This window comes from Mesorhizobium sp. B2-4-19, from assembly GCF_006441315.1.
Taxonomy (GTDB): Bacteria; Pseudomonadota; Alphaproteobacteria; order Rhizobiales; family Rhizobiaceae; genus Mesorhizobium.
The window spans coordinates 84518-111048 of the sequence record NZ_VFUV01000009.1; the positions used below are offsets into that span (position 1 = coordinate 84518).

Annotated in this window: 28 protein-coding genes and 1 tRNA gene; 11 read left to right on the forward strand and 18 right to left on the reverse strand. The window is 62.3% G+C overall.

Annotated features, from left to right (window positions below; all coding sequences use genetic code 11):
- Positions 1-522: 522 nt before the first annotated feature.
- From FJ546_RS31625 to FJ546_RS31270, 5 genes are all read right to left on the reverse strand, one after another.
- Positions 523-786, reverse strand: a complete 264-nt coding sequence (locus FJ546_RS31625) for a DUF6074 family protein (protein ID WP_140890409.1) — start codon at positions 784-786, stop codon at positions 523-525.
- 210 nt (positions 787-996) lie between these two features.
- A complete protein-coding gene (locus FJ546_RS17115) occupies positions 997-1293 on the reverse strand; it encodes a DUF982 domain-containing protein (RefSeq protein WP_140890410.1) in 297 nt (98 codons plus the stop codon).
- 180 nt (positions 1294-1473) lie between these two features.
- Entirely contained in the window at positions 1474-1713 is a 240-nt protein-coding gene (locus tag FJ546_RS17120) for a hypothetical protein (protein WP_140890411.1), read from the reverse strand.
- Positions 1714-1823: 110 nt separating this feature from the next.
- A complete protein-coding gene (locus tag FJ546_RS17125) occupies positions 1824-2219 on the reverse strand; it encodes a hypothetical protein (protein ID WP_140890412.1) in 396 nt (131 codons plus the stop codon).
- 29 nt (positions 2220-2248) lie between these two features.
- The gene (locus tag FJ546_RS31270) at positions 2249-2398 is read right to left on the reverse strand and encodes a hypothetical protein (RefSeq protein ID WP_181167970.1); all 150 of its coding nucleotides are present in this window, start codon (positions 2396-2398) and stop codon (positions 2249-2251) included.
- 40 nt (positions 2399-2438) lie between these two features.
- On the opposite strand from FJ546_RS31270, the gene map reads away from it, so the two are divergent.
- The 3 genes from map to FJ546_RS31275 all read left to right on the forward strand — a co-directional run bounded on the left by map (position 2439) and on the right by FJ546_RS31275 (position 5218).
- On the forward strand, positions 2439-3266 hold the full coding sequence (gene map, locus FJ546_RS17130) for a type I methionyl aminopeptidase (protein WP_140890413.1): 828 nt from the start codon (positions 2439-2441) through the stop codon (positions 3264-3266).
- Positions 3267-3323: 57 nt separating this feature from the next.
- Positions 3324-4085 (forward strand): DNA repair protein RadC, encoded by a 762-nt coding sequence (gene radC / locus FJ546_RS17135; RefSeq protein ID WP_140890414.1) that lies wholly within the window; start codon positions 3324-3326, stop codon positions 4083-4085.
- Positions 4086-4438: 353 nt separating this feature from the next.
- Positions 4439-5218 carry a hypothetical protein gene (locus tag FJ546_RS31275; protein ID WP_181167971.1) on the forward strand — a complete coding sequence of 260 codons (780 nt, stop codon included), beginning with the start codon at positions 4439-4441 and terminating at the stop codon, positions 5216-5218.
- Positions 5219-5408: 190 nt separating this feature from the next.
- Here FJ546_RS31275 and FJ546_RS17150 read toward each other — a convergent pair whose 3' ends face one another.
- The 7 genes from FJ546_RS17150 to FJ546_RS17180 all read right to left on the reverse strand — a co-directional run bounded on the left by FJ546_RS17150 (position 5409) and on the right by FJ546_RS17180 (position 13904).
- Positions 5409-6287, reverse strand: a complete 879-nt coding sequence (locus FJ546_RS17150; RefSeq protein WP_140890417.1) for an SMP-30/gluconolactonase/LRE family protein — start codon at positions 6285-6287, stop codon at positions 5409-5411.
- A 39-nt stretch (positions 6288-6326) separates the two neighbouring features.
- Positions 6327-7289 carry a 3-keto-5-aminohexanoate cleavage protein gene (locus tag FJ546_RS17155; protein ID WP_019858519.1) on the reverse strand — a complete coding sequence of 321 codons (963 nt, stop codon included), beginning with the start codon at positions 7287-7289 and terminating at the stop codon, positions 6327-6329.
- A complete protein-coding gene (locus FJ546_RS17160) occupies positions 7286-8233 on the reverse strand; it encodes a 3-hydroxyacyl-CoA dehydrogenase (RefSeq protein WP_140890418.1) in 948 nt (315 codons plus the stop codon). Before FJ546_RS17160 ends, FJ546_RS17155 begins: the two co-directional genes overlap by 4 nt.
- A 10-nt stretch (positions 8234-8243) precedes the next feature.
- Positions 8244-9050, reverse strand: coding sequence for an SDR family oxidoreductase (locus tag FJ546_RS17165; protein ID WP_140890419.1), 807 nt, complete (start codon positions 9048-9050; stop codon positions 8244-8246).
- A gap of 13 nt (positions 9051-9063) precedes the next feature.
- Positions 9064-11145, reverse strand: coding sequence for an ABC transporter permease (locus FJ546_RS17170; RefSeq protein ID WP_140890420.1), 2082 nt, complete (start codon positions 11143-11145; stop codon positions 9064-9066).
- Positions 11142-12674, reverse strand: coding sequence for a sugar ABC transporter ATP-binding protein (locus FJ546_RS17175; RefSeq protein WP_140890421.1), 1533 nt, complete (start codon positions 12672-12674; stop codon positions 11142-11144). The genes FJ546_RS17170 and FJ546_RS17175 overlap by 4 nt, the downstream gene beginning before the upstream one ends.
- Before the next feature lie 102 nt (positions 12675-12776).
- Positions 12777-13904 carry a sugar ABC transporter substrate-binding protein gene (locus FJ546_RS17180; RefSeq protein WP_140890422.1) on the reverse strand — a complete coding sequence of 376 codons (1128 nt, stop codon included), beginning with the start codon at positions 13902-13904 and terminating at the stop codon, positions 12777-12779.
- A 219-nt stretch (positions 13905-14123) separates the two neighbouring features.
- Between FJ546_RS17180 and FJ546_RS17185 the strand changes: the two genes are divergently transcribed.
- From FJ546_RS17185 to FJ546_RS17215, 7 genes are all read left to right on the forward strand, one after another.
- Positions 14124-14804 carry a GntR family transcriptional regulator gene (locus FJ546_RS17185; RefSeq protein WP_140890423.1) on the forward strand — a complete coding sequence of 227 codons (681 nt, stop codon included), beginning with the start codon at positions 14124-14126 and terminating at the stop codon, positions 14802-14804.
- A 255-nt stretch (positions 14805-15059) separates the two neighbouring features.
- Positions 15060-15944: a cytochrome c oxidase subunit II gene (gene coxB, locus FJ546_RS17190; protein WP_140890424.1), complete on the forward strand. Its 885-nt coding sequence runs from the start codon at positions 15060-15062 to the stop codon at positions 15942-15944.
- Positions 15945-15966: 22 nt separating this feature from the next.
- Entirely contained in the window at positions 15967-17736 is a 1770-nt protein-coding gene (ctaD, locus tag FJ546_RS17195; protein WP_140890425.1) for a cytochrome c oxidase subunit I, read from the forward strand.
- Positions 17733-18437 (forward strand): cytochrome c oxidase subunit 3, encoded by a 705-nt coding sequence (locus FJ546_RS17200; RefSeq protein ID WP_140890426.1) that lies wholly within the window; start codon positions 17733-17735, stop codon positions 18435-18437. The genes ctaD and FJ546_RS17200 overlap by 4 nt, the downstream gene beginning before the upstream one ends.
- 13 nt (positions 18438-18450) lie before the next feature.
- Positions 18451-19170 (forward strand): heme-copper oxidase subunit III family protein, encoded by a 720-nt coding sequence (locus FJ546_RS17205; RefSeq protein WP_140890427.1) that lies wholly within the window; start codon positions 18451-18453, stop codon positions 19168-19170.
- 9 nt (positions 19171-19179) lie between these two features.
- A complete protein-coding gene (locus FJ546_RS17210; RefSeq protein ID WP_095772837.1) occupies positions 19180-19569 on the forward strand; it encodes a cytochrome C oxidase subunit IV family protein in 390 nt (129 codons plus the stop codon).
- Positions 19570-19706: 137 nt separating this feature from the next.
- Complete coding sequence (locus FJ546_RS17215; RefSeq protein WP_095772838.1) at positions 19707-20180, forward strand: aminoacyl-tRNA deacylase; 474 nt, start codon at positions 19707-19709, stop codon at positions 20178-20180.
- Positions 20181-20238: 58 nt separating this feature from the next.
- On the opposite strand, the gene FJ546_RS17220 is transcribed toward FJ546_RS17215, so the two are convergent.
- The 5 genes from FJ546_RS17220 to tig all read right to left on the reverse strand — a co-directional run bounded on the left by FJ546_RS17220 (position 20239) and on the right by tig (position 25168).
- Positions 20239-21051 carry a DUF2189 domain-containing protein gene (locus FJ546_RS17220; protein WP_140890428.1) on the reverse strand — a complete coding sequence of 271 codons (813 nt, stop codon included), beginning with the start codon at positions 21049-21051 and terminating at the stop codon, positions 20239-20241.
- Between the two features lie 457 nt (positions 21052-21508).
- Positions 21509-22444, reverse strand: coding sequence for a heme o synthase (locus FJ546_RS17225; protein WP_140890429.1), 936 nt, complete (start codon positions 22442-22444; stop codon positions 21509-21511).
- A 36-nt stretch (positions 22445-22480) separates the two neighbouring features.
- Positions 22481-22861: a cytochrome c family protein gene (locus FJ546_RS17230; protein ID WP_027046909.1), complete on the reverse strand. Its 381-nt coding sequence runs from the start codon at positions 22859-22861 to the stop codon at positions 22481-22483.
- 152 nt (positions 22862-23013) lie between these two features.
- A complete protein-coding gene (locus FJ546_RS17235) occupies positions 23014-23535 on the reverse strand; it encodes a hypothetical protein (protein WP_140890430.1) in 522 nt (173 codons plus the stop codon).
- A 163-nt stretch (positions 23536-23698) separates the two neighbouring features.
- On the reverse strand, positions 23699-25168 hold the full coding sequence (tig, locus tag FJ546_RS17240) for a trigger factor (RefSeq protein ID WP_140890431.1): 1470 nt from the start codon (positions 25166-25168) through the stop codon (positions 23699-23701).
- Between the two features lie 358 nt (positions 25169-25526).
- Here tig and FJ546_RS17245 point away from each other — a divergent pair.
- Positions 25527-25611, forward strand: a tRNA-Leu gene (locus FJ546_RS17245).
- A gap of 88 nt (positions 25612-25699) precedes the next feature.
- Here the strand turns inward: FJ546_RS17245 and FJ546_RS17250 are convergent.
- Complete coding sequence (locus FJ546_RS17250) at positions 25700-26092, reverse strand: RidA family protein (RefSeq protein WP_140890432.1); 393 nt, start codon at positions 26090-26092, stop codon at positions 25700-25702.
- Between the last annotated feature and the right edge of the window lie 439 nt (positions 26093-26531).

Below are 26531 nucleotides of genomic sequence, written 5' to 3' on the forward strand. Positions count from 1 at the left end.
ATGACGGCTTCGATTGGCTTCAAACAGTGGGTCGTCGGCTGATCGGTGCATGCAGACGTCGCGATGAGCAAGAAACTCACACGGCGCTTGACGTCAGCACGGCGCGGCACCTTCCGCCTGGGCAAAAGCCCTCGAACTACATGTTGCTGGCAGGACGAATTGGAGGCGGTGGGCGATGCGCGGGCTTTGGCCGCGATCTAAAGGGAATGTCCGCCAAGGATGCGCGAATAGGCTTGATGGACAGCGATAGGGCATTGCCACGGCGCTTCAGCAGCCCAGCTGATATCCTGGCAACGAGGTCTCGTATTTCCATGGGCGCTCCTCCCGAGCAACCCCCGCCACCTTATTATTAGCAACGAAGCGAATTCTCCGCATTCAACTTTGATGTATCGAGGTCGCGCGATGTCGCTTCGATGTCAGCCTCATCGAACGCCATCTCCGCCCGTTGACGGTGACCGCGTCCTCGGCCGTCCCTGGACAACCAAGGCGCAGCCCGATGCTGCCTGGAAGGAAATATTTTCTTCAGGCGGAAAGAATTGGAACCGACTTAGTCGCCAGTCCAGCCGAAAGCTCTCTCTGTACGGCCAGGAAAAACCTGCGCACTTCATCACTGGCGGTTGCTCTGTCCCTGCCCGACCCGACAACCAGGTCAAGCAACTCGGCCGCTTTAGCCCGCCAGAACGAGGCTGCCGGCTCGCCATGCAGATTGTCTAGCCTAGCTGCAACTTCCCTGACCAAGAACAGCTGACGGTCGATCGGGAATGCACGGACTTTTTCTGGGGACATCTTCCAAACCTGAACTGGCGCAACGAATCAACCATTGCTGAACAAGCAATGGCGTAGCCGCCAAGGTGGAAACGGAAGCTTAACGCCGCTGTCGATGCATCATCGTGCGAGGAAATGCAGATGACGATCCAGGCACGAGATCACCACGCACATTCAAGCCAAGTTGGTTGAGAAAGCGGAGTTGGTCGATCGGAACAGGCGAAGCAGCCCTCAGGCCCGCAGCACGCTTGCCTCGCCGCCACGCTTACGCGGCGCCATCATGTCGCTGGCCATCAGTCCGGTGACGCGGCAGAACGCCATGAACGCCCGGCAGGCATCCTCGGTCTTGACCACGTCCACCGTGGCGCCGAAGCAGGCATTGAAGGCTTTCTGATACACCGGTCCCTGCCGGGGCGCCGGCCAGTCCTGGAGGAAATCCAGCGCCTGCTCGACGCTGTAAATCTCCTCGACGGGCAAGCCGGGGCCTTGCGCAATGCGCACCGGCACCTCGAATTGCAATCTATCCATCCGCAATCTCCCGAACCCCGTCGCCCCGGCAACGCCGTTCGTCGTCAAAAGTTGCTTTGTCCACTCAGTGCCACGCAAATGTGTCGTCACTGCGGAAACGGCCGTTTTTGCTGCGGACAGGCCGAGGAAAGTCCTGCCGGCACCAGCCAGTCCGGCAGAACTTTTCACTCGACGGCGCCACTATTGATTGGCCGGGTCGGTCTCCGCATCGAAAGCCATGCGCACCACCGTCAAGAGAACATAGGCCGACGGCAAGGCGAACAGGGCACCAAGGACGAGCGCCCCGGTTCCCGACAGATAGAGCGTCTCGGCGATCGCCCAATAGATGGTTCCGATACAGATGAACGCCTGGACGGACAGAAAGGAAGCAGCCGAGGCCGCACGCGTCAGGCTTTTGAATGTCTTGATACGTTGTTGCATTGCATGATCCGGAAATGACGCGCCACGCAACCCATGCACGGCTGAAGGCTGCCGCACGGGTCGCGACGCAAATGAATTGGAATGGAGATGAACGTGCGGTCCTGGACCGCTCAGACCTGCGTGGACGGCGGCGCACGCGGCTGGTTGGTGCTCGCACGGGGAGCGGAACCCGTGCCTGATCGAGCAACGGCAGCGGCCGGGGAAATCCGGTCCAAATAAAGGAGAATGGCTTGCGGAGCCGGCAGGGCCGGATGAGAGCCGGTGAACTTGGCCAGCACCGGCCGGGCTGCGCGAACCTCCAGCGCCTGCGCCTTGTTGGTGACACGCAGCAGCGCCGCGACCTCGCCCGACCGTTCCAGGCCAACGCTGGAGCCGGTCTGGGCAGGGTCCGCGAAAGTGGGAACATCGGGCCGGCCAAGGCACAGCATCGCCAGCAGCACCAGGCCAATCAGACATGAGCAGGCTGCCGTCAGCGACGCTTCAAGCGATCTGGCACGCTCGGGCAATGGACGCGATATCCAAAACATACGCCCGCCTAGCGCACGATGGCCGGAAAGGAAAGCAACCGCGCAAAAACCGATGGAAATTGCCCCGACGGGACGAATATCCCGCCGGCCAAGGCCGCATCAGCCAGTTCTTCCTTGAACCTTTTGCCCTCAAGTGCCAAATCTGGCGGAATACTCACGCCAGAATTCCTGCAGCGCTCACCCTTCTATACGGACAAAATGGTCACCTATCTCGACGCCGCCACGGCCCCTCTCAGAAACACCGGCCAGATCCGCCTCTATGGCGAGGACGGTTTTGCTGGCATGCGCAAGGCATGTGACCTCACCGCCCGTTGCCTGGACGCGCTGGTGCCGATGGTCGCGCCCGGCGTCACCACGGACGCCATCGACCGTTTCGTCTTCGAGTTCGGCATGGATCACGGCGCGCTGCCGGCGACGCTCAACTATCGCGGCTACACGAAATCGTCCTGCACCTCGATCAACCACGTCGTCTGTCACGGCATTCCCGACAACAAGCCGCTGAAGGATGGCGACATCGTCAACATCGACGTCACCTACATTCTCGATGGCTGGCATGGCGATTCCTCGCGCATGTATCCGGTAGGCACCATCAAGCGCGCGGCCGAACGCCTGCTCGAGGTCACCCATGAATGCCTGATGCGCGGCATCGCCGCTGTCAAGCCGGGTGCCCGCACCGGCGCCATCGGCGCCGCCATCCAGACTTTTGCCGAAGCGGAGCGCTGCTCGGTGGTGCGCGACTTCTGCGGCCATGGCGTCGGCCAGCTCTTCCACGACGCCCCGAACATCCTGCACTATGGCAGCGCCAATGAGGGCGTCGAGATGCGGCCCGGCATGATCTTCACCATCGAGCCGATGATCAATCTCGGCCGGCCGCATGTGAAGGTGCTGTCGGATGGCTGGACGGCGGTGACGCGGGACCGTTCGCTGTCGGCACAGTACGAGCACACGATCGGCGTGACCGACACCGGCTGCGAGATTTTCACGCTCTCGCCCAAGAACCTCGACCGGCCCGGGCTGCCGGCCTGATATTATAATACGTCGGGCGACCGTCTTGCCCGACTGATTGGCTGGATGCGGGGGCTGATGGGGAAGGCCAGCGACGACGATGAGCGGAGTTTCTTCGCCGAAGTGCCGGTTCGGCCCGCGGTGAAGGCGAGGCCCGTTCCAGCTGAAAAGCCTGGATATCTCGGCCACCGCGACCGTTTGCGCGAGCGCTTTGCTTCGGCCGGTCCAGACGCCCTGCCCGACTATGAACTTCTGGAGCTCTTGCTCTTCCGGCTGATCCCGCGCGCCGACACCAAACCGGCCGCCAAGGCATTGCTGGCGCGCTTCGGTACGCTGGCCGAAGTGCTTGGCGCTCCCGTAAACCTGCTGCAGGAGGTCAAGGGCATCGGCTCGGCGGTGGCGTTCGACCTGAAGGTTGTCGCTGCGACAGCGCAACGCATGGCGCATGGCGAGGTGCACGGCCGCGAAGTCCTTTCGTCCTGGACGCAGCTCCTCACCTATTGCCGCTCAGCCATGGCCTTCGAGGCGCGCGAGCAGTTCCGCATCCTGTTCCTCGACAAGAAGAACGCGCTGATCGCCGACGAGGTGCAGCAGACCGGCACTGTCGACCACACGCCCGTCTATCCCAGGGAAGTGGTCAAGCGCGCGCTCGAACTGTCAGCCACCGCGATCATCCTGGTCCACAACCACCCGTCAGGCGACCCGACGCCATCGCGCGCCGATATCGAGATGACGAAAGAGATCGTCGAAGCGGGCAAACGGCTGGGCATCGGCGTGCACGACCACATCATCATCGGGCGTAAGGGATACGCCAGCATGAAGGGCCTGCTGCTGATCTAGGGCAACGACCAATATGGCGACCACGCCGTCTTCGCCGAGAGCAAAGCCATGGCGTTCCTGCCTGACGTATTCGGCCAGGCTTTTCGTCATCGACTTTCCGTATTCCGCCGCGTTTCCGACCGACATTGGCTGACAGCCAGGACCATGGTCCCGGCCGGTATGGGACTTCAGTAGCACAGCGACTTCACGGTGCCTATTTGCATGAAATATCAATAAGTTAAGCCACAGGCCATTATCAGACTCGCGCATTGCGACCGCATTTGTCTAAAGTTTACTCCGTACGATTAGTGGATTCTCATATTACGCTGATCTAGCGCGGTTGGGCGGAGGTGGCGATTCCCCGAGGAGGCACCATGACAAACCGAAAAACCCTGTTCGCGGCGCTTGCCGCATTGGCGCTCCTGGCGTCGCCGGCGCTCGCCGGGGCCGGCGGCAACGGGCACGGTGGCGGCCACGGTGGCGACCACGGCAATGGCAATGGCAATGGCGGTGGCAATGCTGGCGGCAATGGCAAAGGCAACAGCGGTGCCTCGCATGGCAAGTCTGCGTCGGCCCCGGGACGTGTTGGCAAGGTGGATGCTGACGCAACGACCGACACCACGGTCGACACGACCCAGGTCGCATCCGTGCCGAAGGAGAAAAACATCCATGCCAAACTCGGCCGGCTGAATTCGCTGCAGCGCAACATCAACGCCTATATGAATTCCAAGAGCACGAAGTTCGCTGCCCTCCAGGCCTTCGTGACACAGTCGGCGAAAGCCAAGGTTGCCCAGGCCGCGGCTGAGACGGCAGCCGCCACGGCCGCCGCCGCGCAGGCCCAACTGGATAAGCTGGATGCGCAGCTGACGGCGCTGCAGGCTGATCCGAATACCACGGCTGCGCAGATCCAGGCTGTGAAAGATCAGATCACCGCCCAGCAGGCCGTTGTCGACGCCGACAACGCAGCGGCGGACCAGGCTGAGGCGGCGGCTGCCACGGCGACCGTCGGCACCGACAAGGCATCGCTCGATGCCGCGCTGACGGACATGGCCAACAAGCCCGTCGACGACGACGTCACCGCCTGGGCCGAAGGCGTCCTTGCAGACAAGATCGACCAGATGGCTACCAAGATCGAAGCGCAGACGACGCCTTAGGCGTCGACCAGAACGGCAATAGCAAGGCCGCCGGCGGCCTTGCTATTTCTTGACCATCGAGAAAAAACTCGCACCCTCGGTCCTGTCAGACACGAAATGCAGATCGTCGCGCGTGGCGACATCGGCCTGCCGACCGGTCTTGGCAACATGCCGACCGTCAGTTTCGGCCCTGGGGGAACGACCCAGCCCGTCAGCCGCCAAATCGCGGCTCTGGAACGCCGGAAACGCCCAAGCCGGTGATGGCGAACAGGCTGCCGCGCAGGACACCGTCGCCGGGAAAGCGCGGCAGCGGCGGCTTGGCCATCGAGGTGACATAGAGCGTGTCGAGCTTCGGCCCGCCGAACATCACGCTGGTGATCTTCTTCACCGGCATGTCGATGATGCGATCGACGGTGCCGTCCGGCGCGTAGCGCACCAGGCGACCGTCATAGACCAGGGCATTCCAAAGATACCCCTGCGCATCGACGGTCGAGCCGTCGGCCGCGCCGCCCTTGCTTGTGTCGACACGCACGAAGGTACGGCGGTTGGTGGCAGCGCCGGTAGCAATGTCGTAGTCGTAGGCCCAGATCTCGCCCGTCCAGGTATCGGCGAAATAGAAGGTGCGGTCGTTCGGGCTCCAGCAGGGGCCGTTGGAGCAGATGATGCCAGAATCGATCCTGGTGACGGAGAAATCCGGATCGAGCCGGTACAGCCCGCCAGAAGGGCCCTCCTCCATCGTGTCCATCGAACCGGCGAAGAAACGGCCGCGCCGGTCGACCTTGCCGTCATTGAGACGGTTCATCGGCCTGTCCGGCTCTGGATCATGGATCAGCGTCACCTCGCCGGTGGCGAAATCGAGCAGGTGGAAGCCGCGCTGCAGCGACACGACCGCGCCGCTGCCGTCCTTGCGCAGCGCCATAGAGCCGATCTTCATCGGCACGTCCCAGGAGCGGATCTCGCGCCCATCGGCGGTGGCGCGGAACACGCGCCCGTCGAAACTGTCGATCCAGTAAAGGCGCTCCTGTTCGACGTCCCATAGCGGGCCCTCGCCCAACGTCGTCTTCACATCCACCACGACTTCGATCTTCATGCCATCCTCCTGTGTATCGGTGTGCAGCGATTGGCCGCGTCAGAAGGCGACCTTGTCGCCGCCCTTCAGCGACAGGATCTCGCGCGCCTCGTCAGGCGTCGCCACCTCCATGCCAAGCCCTTCGATGATCTTGCGCGCCAGCAAGACCTGTTCGGCGTTCGACTTGGCGAGCTTGCCCTTGCCGGCCCACAGACTGTCCTCCAGCCCAACGCGGATGTTGCCGCCGAGTGCTGCCGATTGCGCGGCGATGCGCAGCTGGCTGGCGCCGGCGCCCAGCACCGACCAGCGGAACTGGTCGCCGAACAGCCGGTCAGCGGTGCGCTTCATATGGGCGACGTCTTCGGGATGGGTGCCGATGCCGCCGAGCAGGCCGAACACCGACTGCACGAAGAACGGCGGCTTGACCAGCCCCCGATCGGCGAAATGGGCGAGGTTGTAGAGATGGGCGATGTCGTAGCACTCGAACTCGAAGCGCGTGCCATTGTCGTAGCAAGTCGCCAGAATGTATTCGATGTCCTTGAACGAGTTGCGGAAAACGAGGTCGCGCGTCGCCTCCAGATGCGGCTTTTCCCAATCGAACTTGAAGGTCTCGTACTTATCGGCGAGGTGATAGAGCCCGAAATTGATCGAGCCCATATTGAGTGAGGCGACCTCAGGTTTGAACTGGGCAGCCGGGCGCACGCGCTCCTCGACCTTCATGTACGGGCTGCCGCCTGTGGTGATGTTAATGGCGGCATTGGTCCCTTGCTTGACGCGCGGCAGGAAGCGGGCGAACGCCTCCGGCGTCTGGTCGGGCTTGCCGGTTTCCGGGTCTCGCGCATGCAGATGCAGGATCGCCGCGCCGGCCTCCGCCGCGGCGATCGCCTCCGAGGCGATCTGGTCCGGCGTGATCGGCAGATAGGGCGACATCGTCGGCGTATGGATCGCGCCCGTCACCGCGCAGGTGATGATGACCTTACCCTTGGCCGCCGATGCGCCTGATTTGCGGCTGGTCTCTTTCATTGTCCGAACTCCTGATCCGATTTCTTCTTGTGTGCCGCCAATGCCATCAGCCGGCGATCCCGCCAGACCTGCCGGTCACCCAGATTTTCCCTCGGCAGGCGCTCGCTGCGCTCGGCCTCGACCGTTTTCATGACGTCGCCTGCCCAGTCGACGCGGCGCAGCATCTGCGGGAAGATGTTGGAATAGATGCCCTGGTAACGATCGACATAGTCGCGCACGCCGCCGGGTGCGTTGAGGTCGATGGTCTCGAACGGTCCCATGAAGGACCAGCGCAGTGCCAAGCCATCGCGAATGCCGATATCGACATCCTCGACACTGCCGTAGCCGTCCGCGACAAGCCGGAAAGCCTCCTCCAGCAAGGCCCCTTGCAGGCGGTTCATGATGAAGCCGTCGAGCTCGCGCCTCATCACCAGCGGCGCGTGGCCGGCGTCGATGAGGAAGGCGCGCGTCTTCTCCAGCGTCTCGGCGGAGGTCCACGGCGCCGGCACCACCTCTGCCGCCGGAATGAGATAGGGCGGGTTGATCGGATGCACGACCAGGCAGCGGTGCCGCCCTTGCAGATGGTCGGTGAATTTCGACGGCAACAACGCGGAGGTGGAACTGGCGATGATCGTTTGCGGCCCGGCGAGCCTGTCGATCAGCGAGAACACCTCCCGCTTCACATCGAGGTTTTCTGGCGTGTTTTCCTGGACATGGGTTGCGCCGGCCAGCGCCTCCGCCAGCTCGGCAACGATGGCGATGCGGCCAAGCACGGTGTCGACGGATTGCCCGCGCAGCAGATCGTTCGCGGCGAGATCGCCGAGCACGCTCTCTATGTAGTCGCGCGCGCCGCCCGTCGCGGCAGGCGACTGATCCCACATGCGCACATCATGGCCGGCGCGGGCGAAGCTGATCGCCCAGGCCCGCCCGATGAACCCGCTTCCGACAATCGCGACATTGGCCATGGATTGGTCCTCAAAGTGTTTCGACGTTGCCGTCGACGCCGAGCGACTGGCCGGAAATGTTGATGCCCGCATCGGAGAGCAGGAACGCCACCATCGAGGCCACGTCATAGGGGCTGGTCATGCGGCGCAGCGAGATGTTCTCCAGATAGCGGCCCGTCATCTCCTCGTGGCTGATGCCGACCTGTTTGGCGCGTGCCGCGATGACGCTTTCGATGCGTGGCCCCTCGATGATGCCGGGCAGGATGGCATTGACCCTGATGCCGTGCGGCCCAAGCTCCTTGGCGAGGCTCTGAGTGAAACCGATAACGCCGAATTTGGCGGCCGAATAGGGCGTGCGGAACGCGTACCCATGGCGGCCGGCCGCCGACGACATGGACACGATCGAGCCGCCGCCTGCTGGCTTGATCAGCGGTACGGCGCGCCTTGCGCAGAGGAACTGGCCGGTGAGGCAGATATCGATGCAGCGCCGCCAGTCATCCGGTTCGATCTCGTCGACACCGCCTGTCGGCCCGGCAATGCCGGCGTTGTTGATCAGCGCGTCGAGCCCACCGAGTTTCTCCTTGACCGTCTCGAACAGCCGGTCGACGTCCTCGTCGCGCGAGACATCGGCCTTGACCGCCGCGACAAGGTCGATCTTGCCGGGAGCCGCGGCCAGCGCCTCGTCGGAGATGTCGCAGACGATGATGCGGGCGCCGAGCCGCGACAGCGTGTCGGCGATGGCGAAGCCGATGCCGCCGGCGCCAGCCGTCACCAGCACGCGCTGCCCTTTCAGTCCGGCCAGAAATTCGTCCGTCGATGCGGGTGCCTTTGCGCTCATCGTCCTGTCCTTTTCATTGCAGCCGCCGTTCGCGCAGCGCCATGACGGCGCCCAGAACGACCAGCCCGTAAAGAATTGCCCTGGTGGCGTAGGGCAGCGTGGTGCCGGCCAGCAGCATCTGCAGCGCCGTCAAAAGCAGCACGCCGCCGAGCATGCCAAGATAATGGCCGCGCCCGCCGGTGATCAGCGCGCCGCCGACCACCACGACCGCGATCGACGGCAAGAGATAATCGTCGCCCATGCCAAGGCTCGCCTGGCCGGAAAAGCCGGTCAGCATGATGCCGACAACAGCGGCACAAACGGCCGACAGCATGTAGATCAGGATCAGCGTGCGCTCGACACCGATGCCGGACAGGCGTGCCGCGCGCAGCCCGTTGCCGATGCCGTAGACGCGGCGTCCGAACGGCGTGCGTCCAAGCAGCAGCACCGCGCCGGCCACAAAGACGACCATCAGCAGCACGACCGGTGTCACGAAACCGAGCCTGGCCGTCATGAACCAGCGCAGTATCGGCGAGGAAAACCCCGCCGGCGTCCCCTGCGAATAGACAAGCGCGAAGCCCTGCAGGATGCCGTTGGTGGCCAGCGTCATGACGATCGGCGAGATGCCGAGATAGGCAATGCCGAAGCCATTGGCGAAGCCGATGGCGCAGGCCATCACCAGCACCACAGGCAAGGCGTAGACAAGGGCAGCGTCGGAGCCATTGACCATGCCGGCCAGGATGATGCCGGAAATGCCAATCGTCCACGGCACGGAAAGATCGAGGCCGCCGGTCAGGATGACCGTTCCCTGCCCCAGTGCAAGAACTGCAAGGAAGGACGACAGCACCAGCAGCGAGTTCCAGTATCCGGGATTGAGAATGGCGCGGCCGAGCCAGACCTGGGTGACGACGACGATGATGAGCAGGCAGACATAGGCGGGCAGCGCATAGCGCAGCGTCTCGGCGTTGCGCAGGCGAAAAGCCGGGCGCGGCGATGCCGGACCGCGCTGGCCCTGCGAAGGCGCAGCGATCTTCAGCCGACGATCGATCGGTTCAAGCTGCGAGGGCAATATGCCGGCGCGCCAGGCCGCGAGCCGGGCGCGCGCCGCGCGCAGTTGCACGGCAAGCACCGATGCGTGGGACAAGGATCCGGCAAGGGCCGCCAGCACCAGAATGGTGCCTTCCGCAATGGTCGAATAGTAGGCCGATACGTTGAGCACCAGCAGGATGTTCACCACCATCATCAGGATATAGGCGCCAAAGACGGTTCCCACCGGACCGCCCTGCCCGCCGCCAAGGCGTGTGCCGCCAACGACGACAGCCGCAAACATCGACAGAAGCAGCGGATTGCCGACCAGCGGGTCGGCGCTGCCGGTCTGCGCGCTGATGAACACGCCGGCAAGGCCGTAGCAGCCGCCGGCGATGACGTAGACAGCGAAGCGCACCAGCACGACATTGATGCCGACGGCGGCGGCCGAATCCGGGTCGCTGCCGACGGCATAGAGTGCCGTGCCGAAACGGGTTCCCTTCAGCCAGAACCAGGCGAGCAGGACGACGCCGATCACCACCAGCGGCATTGGCAGCCAGCCGGTGATCGCGTCGCCCAGATAGAAAGTGCCGAGATCGGGCGACACGAAGCCGCCGGGCTTGTCCATCACCAGCAGCGTCACGCCTTGCAGGATGAACATGGTGGACAGCGTCACCACGATCGGCTGCATGCGCAGCACCGCGATGAAAAAGCCGTTGAAGGCGCCCACCGCCATGCCGACGCCGATGCCGACCGCCGTCCACAACAGGATGCTGGCGCCGGGGGCCATCGGGTCCATGCTCGATGCCAGAACGACATTGACCAGGGAGATCACCGCGCCGGCGGACAGGTCGAAGCCGCCCGACAGGATGACGATGGTCTGGCCGATCGCGGCCAGCGCCGAGGTCGCGCCGCCGCTCGACAGGAACGACACGTCGAAATAGGTCAGCGGCCCGGCACTGATCCAGTCGACGACGAAAAGCAGGATCGCAAGCACGGCCGCGGCGATCAGCGCGCCGCGATGGCGCGTCAACGCACGGCGCAGCCCGAAACCAGCCGAAACAGGAGATGGGACTGCTGCGCTGCTCATGCGGCGACGTCTCCTGCATGGCCGAGTGCCGGCCGCATGATGGCGGGCTCGGTGATGGCGTCGCCTTCGAGCTCGGCCGCGATGCGCCCGTCATAGAGAACCAGGACCCGGTCGCATTGGTGGACCAGTTCGGGAATTTCCGTCGAGTGCAGCAGGATCGAGCCGCCGGCGGCGACGTAGTTTCGCATCATCACATAGAGCTCATGCTTGGTACCGACATCGATGCCGCGCGTGGGATCGAACAGAAGCAGGATGCGGCTCTGCGCCACCAGCCATTTGGCGATGGCGATCTTCTGCTGGTTGCCGCCCGAAAACGCCCCGGCCCGCGTCCACAGCGCGCGTCGGTCGACCTCGACGGTGGCGAATGCCGCCTCGACGGAGCGGGTCTCGGCCGCCGCGTCGACAAGGCCGAAGCGCATGAAGCGCGACACCACCGGCAGCGTGGCGTTCTGGCTGCCCGACAGTTTCAGGAACAGGCCCTCGGATTTGCGGTCTTCCGGCACCAGGCCGATGGCCATGTTGGGCCGCAAGGCATCCGCCGGCGAGCCGAGCCAGACCTTGCGGCCGTCGACGAGGATGTCGCCGCGGGTGATTTCAGCCATGCCGAAGCAGGCCAGGAACAGGTCCTGCTGGCCCATGCCTTGCAGCCCGGCAATGCCGAGGATCTCGCCCCTGCGCAGGTCGAAGCGCGCGCCGTCGAGCTTGCGCCCGACCTTGAGGTCGCGCACGCCCAGCACCGGCGGGCCGAAAGCCTGGGCGCCGTCCGGCTTTGGCGGAAAGGTCTGCTCGATGGAGCGACCGATGATCTTTTCGATGACGTCGGCGTCGGAAACGTCGGCTACCGGCGCGGTGACGATGTGGCGGCCGTTCCTCAGGATCGTCAGCGTGTCGCAAAAGGCGCGCACCTCGCGCATGCGATGGGTGATGAAGACGATTGTGGTGCCCGCCGCCTTCAGCCTGGCGATGATGTCGCCCAGCCAGTCGACGTCGCGGCCGGCGAGCGTCGAGGTCGGCTCGTCGAGCAAAAGGATGCGCGGCTTGCGGTAGACGGCCCGCGCGATCTCGATCTTCTGGCGCACCGACAGCTCGAGCTCGCCGATCTCGGCATCGAGATCGACGGAAAAACCGAGTTCGTCGATGTGGCGGCGGACAGCCCTGCGCGCGGCGCCGCGCCTGATCAGCCCGGAGATGCCAACGGGAGCGTAGGGTAAAAGCATGTTGTCGAGGACGGAAAGATCGCGCACCAGGGTCATCTCCTGGAACGCCGTCTGCACGCCGAGCGCATGGGCCGCGCGCGGCGCGCCGTAGCCGATCTCCTTGCCGAAGACCCTGATATGACCGGCACTCGGCCGCACCAGCCCCGACAGCAGTTTGACCAGCGTCGACTTGCCGGCGCCATTTTCACCCAGCAGCGCGTGGACGCTGCCGGGCGCGATGCGGAACGACACGCCGTCCAGGGCGACGGTCGGGCCGAAGGCCTTGCCGATGCCGTCGATCTCGATGGCGGGGAGCGCGGAATGTTCTGTCATATCCTCGATCGCAGGCTGCGCACTTTCGGGACGCCGCGCATTGGCGCGGATCGACGATGCGCGGACAAGGTCCGTGCATCGTCGCGATTTGCCTTGGGAGGCTCAGTTCTCCGGCTGCCCAACAAGCGCGGCGTTGAGGCCGATTTCGGGCGTCTGGTCGGAAAAGATCGAGGCGAACCAGCCGGGATTGGAGACCAGCGACGGCTTGAAGACGTTGCAGCCGGCCTTCATCTCCGCCCAGGTGCCTTCGTCGCACAGCTTGATCGTCTCATTGGTGACGACCGGCAGCGGCAGGATCGTGGTCTTCGGCACATCCTTGCCTTCGATCGCCTCGACAGCGAGTTTCAGCGCCAGCGCACCGGAATAAGGCGGTGAGGCGTAGGAAATGCGTTGTGCGCCAGCCGGCGCATAGGGCGGAGCCGCTCCTTCTACTTCGGTGCCAGCAGGCAGCATCTGGATGCGGCCGCCATTGGAGCCCTCACCGGCGCAAGGCAGGAGTTCGCTGGCCTTCTTGCCGGCCTCGAGCTGCATGGAGTTCGCGGTGAAGCAGCCGACCTGCATCCACAGTCCGGTGATGTCGTTCCAGCTGCGCGTAGCCAGTATCTTGGAGAGCTCGGTGCGGGCAACCGCCTGGCTCCACATGCCGACAGCCTCGCCGACAATCTTGATATCGGGGTACTTGGCAAAGACCTCCTTGGCGGCCTTTGTCCGCTGATCGTCGACGGATGTTCCAGGAACACCCGTGATGGCGATGATGTTGCCCTTGCCGTTGAGCTTCTTGACCAGCCATTCGGCGGTCACCCTGCCCGCTTCCAGCTGGTCGATATGGACATTGTAGGCGCAGGGTTCGGTGATCTCGGCGTCATAGGCGAAGACCTTCACTCCCTTGTCGCAGGCATTCTTCACGACCTGGTTGAGCGCGGTCGGCGAGATCGGATAGACGACGATCGCCTCGGCGCCGCTCTGCACCATGGCGTTGATCTGCTGGATCTGGCGTTGTGCGTTGGGTCCGGCGACCTGGACCTGCAGGTCGACCTTGTCGGCAAGGCTCTTGTGAGCGGCCATGGCCTTGACCATGTTTGCCGCCTCGGCCTGCCAGTCATTGCCGATATAGCTCATGCTGAGAAAGATCTTGTGCTTTTCGGCGGCTCCGGCAGCCGACAGCCCGACGGCGCATAGGGCCATGCCGGCCAGCAGCGCGAGTCGCCGGACTTTCAATCCGATACCCATGTGAATTCCTCCCGATATGAACCACCGAATGCCTCCCGAGGGCACGAACCGCAGCCCTCGTCATTCGATGCCGGAGACCGTATCATTATTTGATCAAAGATCAATGATGAAATATCTTTACGTCAAGACTGCGGGCGCCAACGCTTGACGCGGCAGCCGGAACCCTGCATTCCGGGAACGAGTTGTGGCGCGGCCTTTGCGCCGAAAGGTTGATGGGAAATGGCCGGAGCGGCGTTCAGGAAACCTGGTGTCGAGATCGTGCCCCTGTCCAGGGAGACCTTGCAGGACAGGGTCTATCGCCACGTCACCGAATTGATCCTCGACGGCAGCATCGTGCCCGGCGAGATGGTGACGGTGCAAAGCCTGGCCGACGCCTTCGGGGTCAGTCCTATGCCGGTCAGGGAGGCATTGCGGCGACTGACCGCGGCCAATGCCTTGATGGTCGTATCAGGGCGCTCGATCGGCATTCCCGCACTCAGCCGCGCGCGCCTCATCGATCTCAGGAATGTCCGCTTCGAGATCGAGGCGATTGCCGCCGCCTGGGCGGCAGAGCGCATCGACGATCAGGGCATCGCGCAACTCGGGCAGCATTTGGCAGCGCTCGAACAGGCCAATGCGGCGGGAGACGTCAAATCCTATCTGCGCGCCAACTACGCCTTTCACTTCTCCATCTACCGGGCGGCCGGATCGGAAAACATCCTCAACATCATCGAGAATCTGTGGCTGCAGATCAGCCCCTATTTCAACATGCTGCATGATTCCGGAAACTATTCGACCGCCAACGAGCACCATCAGGAGATGTTCGCGGCACTGCGCGACCGCGACGCCGAAGCTGTCCGACAGGCCATCCGCGCCGATATCGACGCTGCCTTCGACGTCCTGGTCGACCTGCTGAAATAGGACTGGGAATCCGGCTAAAACAGCCTCCGCTCATATCCTTCTCAGCGCGGTTCGGATTCCTGCTCGAACGATCGCTGACGCGGTCAGAAGGTTATTCCAGCCTGCTGCTGATCCAGGGATAGCCCGTCTCGCGGCAGCAAAAGACGGCATTTTCCCGTTAAGATAGTCGCCTCTGGAATTGCGACCCTAAATTAAGCTATGATGGTCTGGTATTTCTTGGGGCTTCGCTCCCCTCGAATGCTGGAGGAACGGGACATGGCCGTAGCGCTTGTACTCGTTTTGATCGTCGTGGGCTCAGTGTTGTTTCACCTCCTGAGCCCATGGTGGTGGACGCCGATTGCCTCGAACTGGGCGTATATCGACAACACCATCATCATTACCTTCTGGATCACCGGCGTCGTCTTCGCCGCCGTCGTGCTTTTCATGGCCTATTGCGTGTTCCGCTTCCGTCATCGGGAGGGAAACCGCGCTGCCTACGAACCGGAGAACAAGCGGCTCGAATCGTGGCTGACGATCGTCACCGCGGTTGGGGTCACGGCGTTGCTGGTTCCCGGCCTGTTCGTCTGGAGCCGATTCGTTACCGTTCCAAGCGACGCGACAGAGGTCGAGGTCATTGGCCAGCAGTGGCAGTGGAGTTTCCGCCTGCCCGGCAAGGACGGCAAGCTCGGCACATCGGACACGCGCGACGTCAGTGCCGACAATCCGCTGGGGGTCATCTCCAGCGATCCCAATGGTCAGGACGATGTCGTGGTCGCAGCGGCCGATCTGCATCTGCCGGTCGGCAAACCGGTCAAGATGCTGCTCCGATCGATCGATGTGCTGCATGATTTCTTTGTGCCGGAATTCCGCGCCAAGATGGACATGATCCCGGGCTCGGTGACTTATTTCTGGTTCACCCCGACCAGGACCGGAACCTTTCAGGTCCTGTGTGCCGAACTTTGCGGCCAGGGACATCCGATGATGCATGGGGTCGTGATGGTCGACACCCAGGAAGACTACGTGGCCTGGCTCGGCCAGCAGCAGACTTTTGCACAATTGTCGGCCCCCCAGAAGACGGGGTCGGCAGAGGGGACGACGGGACAGACCGCGGCAGCGGGTCCCGAAATTGCAGCAAGGCTCGAAACGGTCGGGTCTCGCTGAAAAAGGACACGGAGGTGTTCCTATGGTCGACATCACGCCTGCAGATGGCATCCCGCCGGCCGAAGTCGCGGAAGTAGAACTCTACCATCCGCACAGTTGGTGGACCAAATACGTCTTCTCGCAGGACGCCAAGGTCATCGCCGTCCAGTATTCGGCGACGGCAACGGCAATCGGCCTGGTCGCCCTGGTGCTGTCCTGGCTGATGCGGCTGCAGCTTGGCTTTCCCGGCACGTTCGACTTCATCACCCCGGAGGCCTACTACCAGTTCATCACCATGCACGGCATGATCATGGTGATCTACCTGCTCACCGCTCTCTTCCTCGGCGGCTTTGGCAACTATCTGATCCCCCTGATGGTCGGCGCGCGCGACATGGTCTTTCCCTATGTCAACATGCTGAGCTACTGGATCTACCTGCTCGCCGTGCTGGTTCTGGTGTCTAGCTTCTTTGCGCCCGGCGGACCGACGGGCGCCGGCTGGACGCTTTATCCGCCGCAGGCCATCATGAGCGGGACGCCAGGCGGCCAGGACTGGGGCATCATCCTGATGCTCTCCTCGCTGATCCTGTTCATCATCGGCTTCACGATGGGCGGCCTCAACTATGTGGTGACCGTGCTGCAGGGTCGCACCCGCGGCATGACGATGATGCGCCTGCCGCTGACCGTCTGGGGCATCTTCACCGCGACCGTCATGGCGCTGCTCGCCTTTCCGGCGCTGTTCGTCGCCAGCGTGATGATGCTGCTTGACCGCGTGCTGGGTACCAGCTTCTTCATGCCGGCGATTTCCGAGATGGGTGAGCAACTGCCGCACAATGGCGGCAGCCCGATCCTGTTCCAGCACCTGTTCTGGTTCTTCGGCCATCCCGAGGTCTACATCGTGGCGCTGCCGGCGTTCGGCATCGTATCCGACCTGATCAGCACCCATTCACGCAAGAACATCTTCGGCTACCGGATGATGGTCTGGGCCATCGTCGGCATCGGCGCGCTGAGTTTCGTGGTCTGGGCGCACCACATGTATGTCAGCGGCATGGACCCCTATTTTGGCTTCTTCTTCGCCACCACGACGCTGATCATCGCCATTCCGACCGCCATCAAGGTCTATAATTGGGTGCTGACCCTGTGGCGCGGCGACATCCATCTCACCATACCCATGCTGTTCGCCCTGGCTTTCATCGTCACCTTCGTCAATGGCGGGCTGACCGGCCTGTTCCTCGGCAATGTCGTCGTCGATGTTCCGCTATCCGACACGATGTTCGTCGTCGCCCATTTCCATATGGTCATGGGTGTCGCCCCGATCCTCGTGGTCTTTGGCGCGATCTACCATTGGTACCCGAAGGTCACCGGCCGGATGCTCAACGAAACGCTGGGCCGGTTCCATTTCTGGGTCACCTTCCTCGGCGCCTACCTGATTTTCTTCCCCATGCACTACCTCGGCCTGATGGGCGTGCCGCGGCGCTATGCCGAACTGACCGACATGACGATTATGACGGAGTCGGCCCATCACCTGAACTCTTTCATCAGCGTCATGGCCTTCATCGTCGGCTTCGCCCAGATGGTGTTCCTGTTCAACCTGATCTGGAGCATCCGCCACGGCCGCGAGGCCGGCGGCAATCCGTGGCGGGCCACGACCCTCGAATGGCAGACGCCGCAAACACCGCCGGCTCACGGCAATTTCGGCAAAGACCTGCCGATCGTCTATCGCTGGGCTTACGATTACAGCGTACCGGGTGCCAAGGAAGACTTCATCCCGCAGAACATGCCGGGCTCCTTCGGACCCTCAAGGGAGCCGGCATGAGCATCATCCTGGTCTTCCTGCTCGTCATTGCCGGTTTTGCCGGATGGTGGCTTTCGCACCAGCGGCTGATGACGAAGCCATGGCTCGAGCAGGGTCTGGCCGGTGATTTTGTCGGCCTCGACCGGTCGGCCCTGCCAACAGCCAAGATCGGCCTCGGCATTTTCCTTGCTGTCGTCGGCTGCCTGTTCGCGCTCTTCACCAGTGCCTATTTCATGCGGATGGCGGTGTCGGACTGGCAGCCGTTGCCCCTGCCGCGACTGCTCTGGCTCAACACCGGCGTGCTGGTCCTCAGCAGCGTGGCCCTGCAATGCACTTCGGTGGCGGCGCGCAGGGGTGAGATCGACACCGTCAGGCTCGGCCTTGCCACGGCCGGGCTCACCGCGCTCGCCTTCCTGGTCGGTCAGTTCATGGCGTGGCGGCAGCTGACCGCCGACGGCTACTTCCTGGCCTCCAATCCGGCCAACAGCTTCTTTTACCTGATAACCGGCATGCATGGCCTGCACGTCTTGGGAGGGCTGGTGGGTCTGGGCAGGACGACCACGAGCGCCTGGACTGGAGCGCGGCCGGAACGGCTTCGCCTCGGCGTGGAACTATGCGCCATGTACTGGCATTTCCTGCTCTTCGTCTGGCTTGCAATCTTCGCGCTGCTGGCCGGCTGGGCCGCGACGTTCATCGACATTTGCCGGCAGTTGCTGGCCTAAGGGGATCAAGCGGATGGCAGAGACACTGACACATATCGGCCAGACGGAGCCACGGCCCACAGGCTGGCGAGGCATTGCCGCCGATTGGTCCTCGGATCAGCGCGCGTTCAAGAACGTGTCCTGGGGCAAGGCCATGATGTGGATATTCCTGCTCAGCGACACCTTCATCTTTGGCTGCTTCTTGCTGTCCTACATGACGGCGCGCATTTCGACACGCGTGCCGTGGCCCAATCCGAGCGAGGTCTTTGCGCTTCGTATCGGCGGCTCGGACATCCCGCTGATCCTGATTGCCATCATGACCTTCGTGCTGATCTCCAGCAGCGGAACAATGGCCATGGCGGTCAATTTCGGCTATCGCCACGACCGCCGCAAGACGGCCATCCTCATGCTTCTGACCGCGGCACTGGGCGCGACCTTTGTCGGCATGCAAGCCTTCGAATGGACCAAGCTGATCACTGAAGGGGTGCGGCCCTGGGGTAATCCCTGGGGTGCCGCACAATTCGGGTCGTGCTTCTTCATGATCACCGGCTTCCACGGCACGCATGTGACGATCGGTGTGATCTTCCTGATCATCGTGGCGCGCAAGGTCTGGCGCGGAGACTACGACCTCGGACGGCGCGGCTTCTTCACCAGCCGCACGGGCCGCTACGAGAATGTCGAGATCATGGGGTTGTACTGGCACTTCGTCGATCTGGTCTGGGTGTTCATCTTCGCATTCTTCTATCTTTGGTGAGAGGCAGACATGGCTGAAGCAACCGCAAACGGCCTAGGACAACACGCACTTCATGCGGCAGCGCCGGCGGCCGTCGCCCGTGCCGACGTGCATCAGCAACATCCGATCAAGCTCTATCTGGTGGTCTGGGCGTGGCTGTTCATCCTCAGCACCTGCTCCTACCTTGTCGACTATTTCGGCCTCCACGGCTATCTCAGATGGTCGCTGATCCTGATCTTCATGATCCTCAAGGCAGGGCTGATCGTCGCTGTCTTCATGCACATGGCCTGGGAACGGCTGGCGCTGGCCTATGCGATCATCCTGCCGCCGATACTGGTGCTGGTGTTCGTGACAATGATGGTCTTCGAAGCCGACTACACGCTCTTCACCCGGCTGGCATTTTTCGGAGCTGGACCCTGAGGCACGAACCGCATTCAGATCTTGCCGCCGCGCCTCGAACCATCAGCAGCTGGTCTATTTTAGTACCGGAAACGACATAAGGAGAATGACTGCCCTCGTTTCCCACCCGTCGCGAACTCCGGCAAAGGGAGGCCAAGATGACGATCGCAACCAGACTGAAGGACTTTATCGACAGGAAGGGAATTTCATACGACACGGTCGCCCACCATCGCACATCCACCAGCAGACAGTCCGCCATCGCGGCGCATGTACCCGGCAGCATAGTGGCCAAATCGGTCGTTGTTCACCACGAGCTCGGCTATGCGTTGGCCGTGGTTCCCAGCACGCACAGGATCGAGCTCGGCACATTGCAAGACGTCATGGACAAGCGTCTCGGACTGGCCTCCGAAGACGAGGTGACTTCGCTCTTCGCTGATTGCGATACCGGCGCCATTCCGCCGATCGGCGCCCCCTACGATGTGCCGGTGATTGTCGATGACAGCCTTGGTGATGCCGCCGACATCTACTTCGAAGGCGGCGACCACAGAACGCTGGTGCATGTCAGCGGCGAGGATTTCCGCAACTTGACGATGGGCGCATACCGCGCCCGCTTCAGCCACCGGGCTTACTGACGGCTTCGATCAAACACCCGCACCGGCACCTTGGCCGGTGCGGTGAAGCAAGACGTCCTCAACTCGTCGGTCTGGCGGGCGACTCCACGACCTTGCGGTAGACATGCCAGGTGGCATGGCCGAGGATCGGCAACACGACGGCGAGCCCGACGAACACCGGCAGCGAGCCAACGATCAGGCCGACGGCGACGATCAGCCCCCAGACAGCCATCGCAATCGGGTTCGCCAGGACCACACGCACCGAGGTGTGGATCGCTTCATAGGCGCCGACATCGCGGTCGAGCAGCAATGGGAAGGCGACGACCGTCGTGCACAACACCACCACGGCAAAGACAAAGCCGATGGCGTGCCCCAATATGATCAGCGTCCAGCCGCGTCCCGTGGCAAATATCGCGTTGATGAAGCTGGATATCGATTCCGGCGGAGCCGGGCCGAAAAGATATTCGTAGAACATCTTCGCCGACAAAAGCCACGTGATGAAGATTGCAAACAGCATGATCCCGACCGCTGCGATGGCCGGCAGCGCCGGAGAATTCCGGACCTCGAAAGCGTGCCTCCAGGAGGTGTCGAGCCCGGCTTCCCGTCTACGGCTGATTTCATAGAGGCCTATCGCCGCGAATGGGCCAACCAGCGCAAAGCCGGAAACCAGCGGAAACAACAACGGTAAGGCATTGGCGCCTGAAGTCCATGCGGCGAGCACGACGCCCACGAGCGGATAGATCAGGCAGAGAAAGACGATATGCGACGGTTTGACCATGAAATCATCGACGCCCCGCCTGAGCGCGTCAAAAAGGTCGGAAACAGCGATTTTTCGAATTTTGGTATGTTCCAGCGTCTCGCTGGCGCCTGCTATCACATGAAAGCTTGCCATGACCGTTTCTCCAGACTGGTCCGGAAAGGTCGCGATTTAGCGGTGCTGACGTTTGCGTGATTGGCCACGCAAAACCGCGACCTGCACCGCCACCAATATACTCTCTTGTGAGGGACTTGTCGCCCGTTGTTGGGCTGCATGGCTGGCTCTGGAACCCCTTCCTCGATATGCTCATGCTGCGCCGCGTGTCTCTTTTTGGGGCATGTAAAGACGCTGGACCACTTGGATTGACGCATGATCCTTTGCGAACCGCAGAGCGGCGCAGCAGAGTCCCGATCCTCAGGACCATGCGCTGGGGTCGAAGGTCATGGACGCAAGGACGCTTCTCATAGTCGGCCTTGGCATAATCATGCTGCTGGTGCTGGGATTCTGTGCGCTGCCATCGTGACGGCACTGCGGCGTCTTCGGCACGGCACTCGCCGACCGGCCAGAGCGGTTCGCGGATAGCGATCTGCGCTCAGGCCCCGGCTGAGATCAGCGCGCGCATGGCAATGGTGTCGGCAAGCAGCGCGGCGAAGATCGCGAAAAGATAGAGGATCGAATAGGCAAACAGCGCCTTGGCGGGTTTCAGCTCCGTTTCGGAAGCGGCCAGAACCTTCCAGGAATGCCAGATGAAACCGACGCCCAATGCGGCCGAGGCGATTCCGTAGTAGCCGCTGGTGTATCCGAAGAACCAGGGCAGCACGCCGATCGGCGCCAGAAGCAAGGCATAGGCAAGGATTTGCCTGCGCGTCGAAGCAGGGCCGGCCACATTCGGCATCATCGGAATGCCGGCAGCGGCGTAGTCGCCAACCTTGAACAGCGCCAGCGCCCAGAAATGCGGCGGCGTCCACAGAAAGATGATCAGAAACAGGATCAGGCTTTCGATGCCGACGGCGCCGGTTGCGGCCGCCCAGCCAATGACAGGAGGAAGGGCACCAGCCGCGCCGCCGATGACGATGTTCTGCGGTGTCGAGCGCTTCAGCCACATCGTGTAGATGACGATGTAGAAGAAGATGGTGAAGGCCAGCAGCGATGCGGCAAGCCAGCCTACCAGTACGCCGAGTGTCATGACCGAAAGCGCGGAAAGCACAAGGCCGAAGCCGAGAGCTTCGCCCGGCGTGACGCGGCCCGACGGGACCGGCCGTCTTGACGTGCGCGACATCAGCGCGTCGATGTCCGCGTCATACCACATGTTGAGGGCCCCCGCCGCTCCTGCTCCGATCGCAATCGCACCGATAGCGATCACGGCGATGACCGGATTCATCGCGCCAGGCGCCACCATCAGGCCGACGAAAGCGGTGAATACGGCAAGCGCCATGACCCGCGGCTTCAAAAGCGCGAAGAAATCGGCCGCCGTCGCTTCCGAAAGGCGGATGGAGGTATCCTTGAGGCGGCTTTCCCTAGTCGACATCTCGGACGACCACCGATGGATGGCGAGGGGGCCAGGTCACTTGGAGAAGGTTTTCAGATAGGCAATGACGTTGGCCACGTCCGCATCGTTCTTGAGGCCGGGAAACGTCATTTTGGTGCCTTTGACCATGGCCTTGGGATCGTGAAGGTAGGTCGTCAGCGTTGGCTCGTCCCATTTGACGCCGGATTTGCCGGCCGCAATCATGGCATCGGAGTATTTAAAATCCGGATGCGTACCGGCCGTGCGGCCGATGACGCCGTGCAGCGATGGACCGATCTTGTTCTTGTCCTCGTTTGCGATGTGGCAGACCTGGCATTTGGTGAAGACCTTCTCACCAGCCGCGGCATCCTGTGCCTGCGACGGATGCGCGATGAAGATCGTAACGGACACCCCAGCGAAAAACGCTATAGCGCGCATGGCATTTCCTCCCTGATCACCATTTATGCCTCGGACGATCGCGCCTGGGCAGAATATCTCTCCCCAGTGGAATAGCGGCACCAACATACCATGGAATCCAGGCGGCGGGTAGAAAAAGCCAAGCATTGCGAAGGTTTAGAACCCAGCTACGCTCAAGGCGGATCGGTCCGGCAGCTTCCGGCGATCTGCTCGACCGCCTCTTCGAGCCCCGCAAGGTCGAAATCCGCCTGGCCGCGGCCTGACAACAAGCCGAACCGCCAGGAAAGCGACAGCCGGCTTGCGGGAACAAGGCGCTTGATGCCGTCGGCGCCGTCGCGCACCAGCATTCGGCCGCGCGATCCGACAGACCAGCTCTCGTCGAACTTGCCGCCGTCGTCGACAGTGACCGACATGGTGATCTTGCGGCTGGCCGAAACCCCGTCATTCAACTGCAGCCATTCGGTCCAGCGCGGGTCGCCGTCTGCCCGGCAGGCAATGGTCAACACCGGGCTGTAACTCAAGGCACCGCCACCCGTGATCAGCTTGTTGGTACCATGAAGCGAAGCCGTGACAAGGCCATCGTCCGTGCCGAAGCGCCACTCGCCGGCAAGCGCGCCGGCCTGGGCAACATCGCAGGCGAAGGCCAGAACGAGCGCCAGGGCGACGGGACGCCCCTTTTCGAAGAATAGGCTCAACGCCCCCTCCAGGAACCATACGGTTTGCAACAGCAGCGCAGATAATGCTCAACGCCAGGTATCGCCAAGTGCCACTTCCCGCAAAGCGAAGCGGCTGTTGCAGTTTCGCAACGAAAAAGGCCGCCTCGGGGGCGGCCTTCGTCGATTCCATCAAGCTCGGGACTTATTCGGCGTCCTTGGCGGCCTTTTTCTTCGGCGCGGCCTTCTTCTTCGGCTCTTCTGCCGCGTCGCCGGCCTCGCTCGCCTTGGCTTCAGCCTTCTTCGCGGGCGTCGCCTTGGTCGTGGTTTCCGCGTCCTCGTCATCGGCCATCAGTTCTTCCTTGCTGACCTTGACGTCGGTGACCGAGATCTGGCCGAGAAGGTGGTCGACCACCTTCTCCTCGAACATCGGCGCGCGCAGCGCATTCAGCGCCTCGGGGTTGCTGCGGTAGAACTCGAACGCTTCCTGCTGCTGGTTGGCCGGGAAGCGGCGAACTTGCTCGAACAGGCCACGCTGCAATTCCTCGTCCGATACGGTGACACCGGCCTTCTCGCCGATCTCCGCCAGCACCAGGCCGAGACGCACGCGGCGTTCGGCAAGACGCTGATATTCGGCGCGGGCTTCTTCTTCGGTCGTCTCTTCGTCGGCGAAGGTGCGGCCGGCGGCCTCCAGGTCGCGGGTGACCTGAGCCCAGATGTTGTTGAACTCGGCCTCGATGAGCTTCGACGGGGCCTCGAACGAATATGCGGCATCGAGCTGGTCGAGCAGCTGGCGCTTGACCTTCTGGCGCGTCATCGAGCCGAACTGGTTCTCGATCTGGCCGCGCACGATCTCACGCAGGCGCTCCAGCGATTCCAGGCCAAGGTTCTTGGCGGTCTCGTCGTTGATTTCCAGCTCGCCCGGCTTCGACACTTCCTTGACGGTGACGTCGAACGTGGCTTCCTTGCCGGCCAGATGTGCCGCCTGGTAGTTTTCCGGGAAGGTCACGGTGACCTGCTTTTCGTCACCGGCCTTGGTGCCGATAAGCTGGTCCTCGAAGCCAGGAATGAATTCCTTGGAGCCCAGCACCAACGGCTGGTCGGTGCCGGCGCCGCCGGCAAAGGCCTCGCCGTCGATCTTGCCGACATAGTCGATGCTGACGCGGTCGCCTTCGGCGGCCTTGCCGGTCTTCGGCTCATAGCTGCGTGCCGATTCGGCAACGCGCTTGACCTGGTCGTCGATCTCGGCCTCCGGCACATCGAACACCTGACGCGTCACCTTGATGTCGGAGAAATCCTTGATCTCGATCGTCGGGATGACCTCATAGTTGAGGCGGAACTCGAAGTCGGTCCCGCCGGCCAGGATCTTCTCGGCTTCCTTCTCGTCCTCGGTCATGATGACTTCGGGCTGCATTGCGGCCTTTTCGCCGCGGCCGGTAATGATCGAACGGGTGGAGTCGTTGAGGATCTCGTTGACCACTTCGGCCATGAACGACTTGCCATAGACCTTTCGCAGGTGCTGCACCGGCACCTTGCCCGGCCGGAAGCCGTTGATGCGAACCTTGTTGCGCGCGTCCGAGAGCCTCGCCATCAGCTTGGCTTCCATGTCACCGGCCGGCACGGTGATCTTGATCTCGCGCTTGAGACCGGAATTAAGCGTTTCGGTGACCTGCATCGTAAAACCTTTGTTTTCACCAATGAGACTGCCACGGCCTCTGCCGTTTACAGCCTGCCGGTATATTCTTGCCGGGAATGGCTTTTGGTACGGAACCTGGCGATTTGACCGAAATTACGGCTCAAACTCTCCCAAACTGCGTTCCAAAATGTGAATAAGTTCTTGTTTTTCCTACTTCTTATCACATTCTGCAGAAGCGGATCGTCGCGTCCCGTCACATTTGACACGCCTTTTGTCACAGGCGAGCCTGATTTTCAACAGTCTTCGCGCTTAGGCGAATAACCAACATTTCGGCCCTGGCCCGACATCTCGTCTCCGACATTGACAGAATGATGGCTACATGGGATTGCCGGGCGATGCGGATGTGGCGGAACTGGTAGACGCCCTGGATTTAGGTTCCAGTGCCGAAAGGCGTGGGGGTTCGAGTCCCTTCATCCGCACCACCCCTTCGCTCTGCGAGCGGGTGGCAGGCCACCTGAAGCTCGCTAGATGCAAAAGAGTGTCCTCCGAGGCTAGCTTCTGATGGCCTCGTCAAATGACCGCCATCGCGTCGACCTCTATGAGGTAGCCTGGGGACATTATCGCCACCCCGACCACCACATTGGCTGGCTTGTGATCTCCAAACAGCGAAATCTGCGCTTCTTCGATGATCGGCACATGTTCGTCGCGCTTGTAGTCGGCAATGTAGATTGTGATCTTGCAAACCTGCTCGGGCCGCGCGCCTGCCGCACTGAGCGCCCGGCCGAGATTGCCGAATGCCAGGCGCGCTTGTGCCGCAAAATCACCATGCCCAACCAGCCTGCCGTTTATGTCTTCGGGCTGCTGACCTGAGATGAATACCAGCTTGGATCCCGTCGCGACAACAACCTGTGTGTACATCTCTGGAACTGGCAGATCGTCGGGGTTGATGAGTTCGAGCGACACTGGACAATCTCCTGCTTTGTTCGGCTGAAATCGATATTGGTGATCACCGCGCCGCTGACACACAGGGCGACAGCGGCGGTGCGCGTGACGATCAGCGGCACGGCCCCGCGCGAAATATTCCAGGGCGACGACGCGCTAGCCAGCGCGCCGATTGGGCTCAACGCCACGGCTAACTCAGTGCATCTCGCATGGGATGTCCGCCAATGATTGATCAATAGACAGCGTACTGTCAATTGATCCGGCCGGCGTGCGCTGGTTCACTCACATGTCCCCGGAGCATGCGGATTTGGCGGAACTGGAAGATGCCCTGGATTTAGGTTCCGGTGCCCAAAGACGTGGAGTTCGAGTCCCTTCATCTGCACCAATCTTTTCGGCGAATGGCCGCTCCAACGAAATCCAACTTTCAAAGAAGGCTCTTGAAATAGCTCGTAGACAGGTT

What these genes read in the sequence shown, in the direction of transcription:
- FJ546_RS31625 (WP_140890409.1), bottom strand. Translation starts at nt 786, where the DNA reads ATGTCCCCAGAAAAAGTCCGTGCATTCCCGATCGACCGTCAGCTGTTC.
- FJ546_RS17115 (WP_140890410.1), bottom strand. Translation starts at nt 1,293, where the DNA reads ATGGATAGATTGCAATTCGAGGTGCCGGTGCGCATTGCGCAAGGCCCC.
- FJ546_RS17120 (WP_140890411.1), bottom strand. Translation starts at nt 1,713, where the DNA reads ATGCAACAACGTATCAAGACATTCAAAAGCCTGACGCGTGCGGCCTCG.
- map (WP_140890413.1), top strand. Translation starts at nt 2,439, where the DNA reads ATGGTCACCTATCTCGACGCCGCCACGGCCCCTCTCAGAAACACCGGC.
- radC (WP_140890414.1), top strand. Translation starts at nt 3,324, where the DNA reads ATGGGGAAGGCCAGCGACGACGATGAGCGGAGTTTCTTCGCCGAAGTG.
- FJ546_RS31275 (WP_181167971.1), top strand. Translation starts at nt 4,439, where the DNA reads ATGACAAACCGAAAAACCCTGTTCGCGGCGCTTGCCGCATTGGCGCTC.
- FJ546_RS17150 (WP_140890417.1), bottom strand. Translation starts at nt 6,287, where the DNA reads ATGAAGATCGAAGTCGTGGTGGATGTGAAGACGACGTTGGGCGAGGGC.
- FJ546_RS17155 (WP_019858519.1), bottom strand. Translation starts at nt 7,289, where the DNA reads ATGAAAGAGACCAGCCGCAAATCAGGCGCATCGGCGGCCAAGGGTAAG.
- FJ546_RS17160 (WP_140890418.1), bottom strand. Translation starts at nt 8,233, where the DNA reads ATGGCCAATGTCGCGATTGTCGGAAGCGGGTTCATCGGGCGGGCCTGG.
- FJ546_RS17165 (WP_140890419.1), bottom strand. Translation starts at nt 9,050, where the DNA reads ATGAGCGCAAAGGCACCCGCATCGACGGACGAATTTCTGGCCGGACTG.
- FJ546_RS17170 (WP_140890420.1), bottom strand. Translation starts at nt 11,145, where the DNA reads ATGAGCAGCGCAGCAGTCCCATCTCCTGTTTCGGCTGGTTTCGGGCTG.
- FJ546_RS17175 (WP_140890421.1), bottom strand. Translation starts at nt 12,674, where the DNA reads ATGACAGAACATTCCGCGCTCCCCGCCATCGAGATCGACGGCATCGGC.
- FJ546_RS17180 (WP_140890422.1), bottom strand. Translation starts at nt 13,904, where the DNA reads ATGGGTATCGGATTGAAAGTCCGGCGACTCGCGCTGCTGGCCGGCATG.
- FJ546_RS17185 (WP_140890423.1), top strand. Translation starts at nt 14,124, where the DNA reads ATGGCCGGAGCGGCGTTCAGGAAACCTGGTGTCGAGATCGTGCCCCTG.
- coxB (WP_140890424.1), top strand. Translation starts at nt 15,060, where the DNA reads ATGGCCGTAGCGCTTGTACTCGTTTTGATCGTCGTGGGCTCAGTGTTG.
- ctaD (WP_140890425.1), top strand. Translation starts at nt 15,967, where the DNA reads ATGGTCGACATCACGCCTGCAGATGGCATCCCGCCGGCCGAAGTCGCG.
- FJ546_RS17200 (WP_140890426.1), top strand. Translation starts at nt 17,733, where the DNA reads ATGAGCATCATCCTGGTCTTCCTGCTCGTCATTGCCGGTTTTGCCGGA.
- FJ546_RS17205 (WP_140890427.1), top strand. Translation starts at nt 18,451, where the DNA reads ATGGCAGAGACACTGACACATATCGGCCAGACGGAGCCACGGCCCACA.
- FJ546_RS17210 (WP_095772837.1), top strand. Translation starts at nt 19,180, where the DNA reads ATGGCTGAAGCAACCGCAAACGGCCTAGGACAACACGCACTTCATGCG.
- FJ546_RS17215 (WP_095772838.1), top strand. Translation starts at nt 19,707, where the DNA reads ATGACGATCGCAACCAGACTGAAGGACTTTATCGACAGGAAGGGAATT.
- FJ546_RS17220 (WP_140890428.1), bottom strand. Translation starts at nt 21,051, where the DNA reads ATGGCAAGCTTTCATGTGATAGCAGGCGCCAGCGAGACGCTGGAACAT.
- FJ546_RS17225 (WP_140890429.1), bottom strand. Translation starts at nt 22,444, where the DNA reads ATGTCGACTAGGGAAAGCCGCCTCAAGGATACCTCCATCCGCCTTTCG.
- FJ546_RS17230 (WP_027046909.1), bottom strand. Translation starts at nt 22,861, where the DNA reads ATGCGCGCTATAGCGTTTTTCGCTGGGGTGTCCGTTACGATCTTCATC.
- tig (WP_140890431.1), bottom strand. Translation starts at nt 25,168, where the DNA reads ATGCAGGTCACCGAAACGCTTAATTCCGGTCTCAAGCGCGAGATCAAG.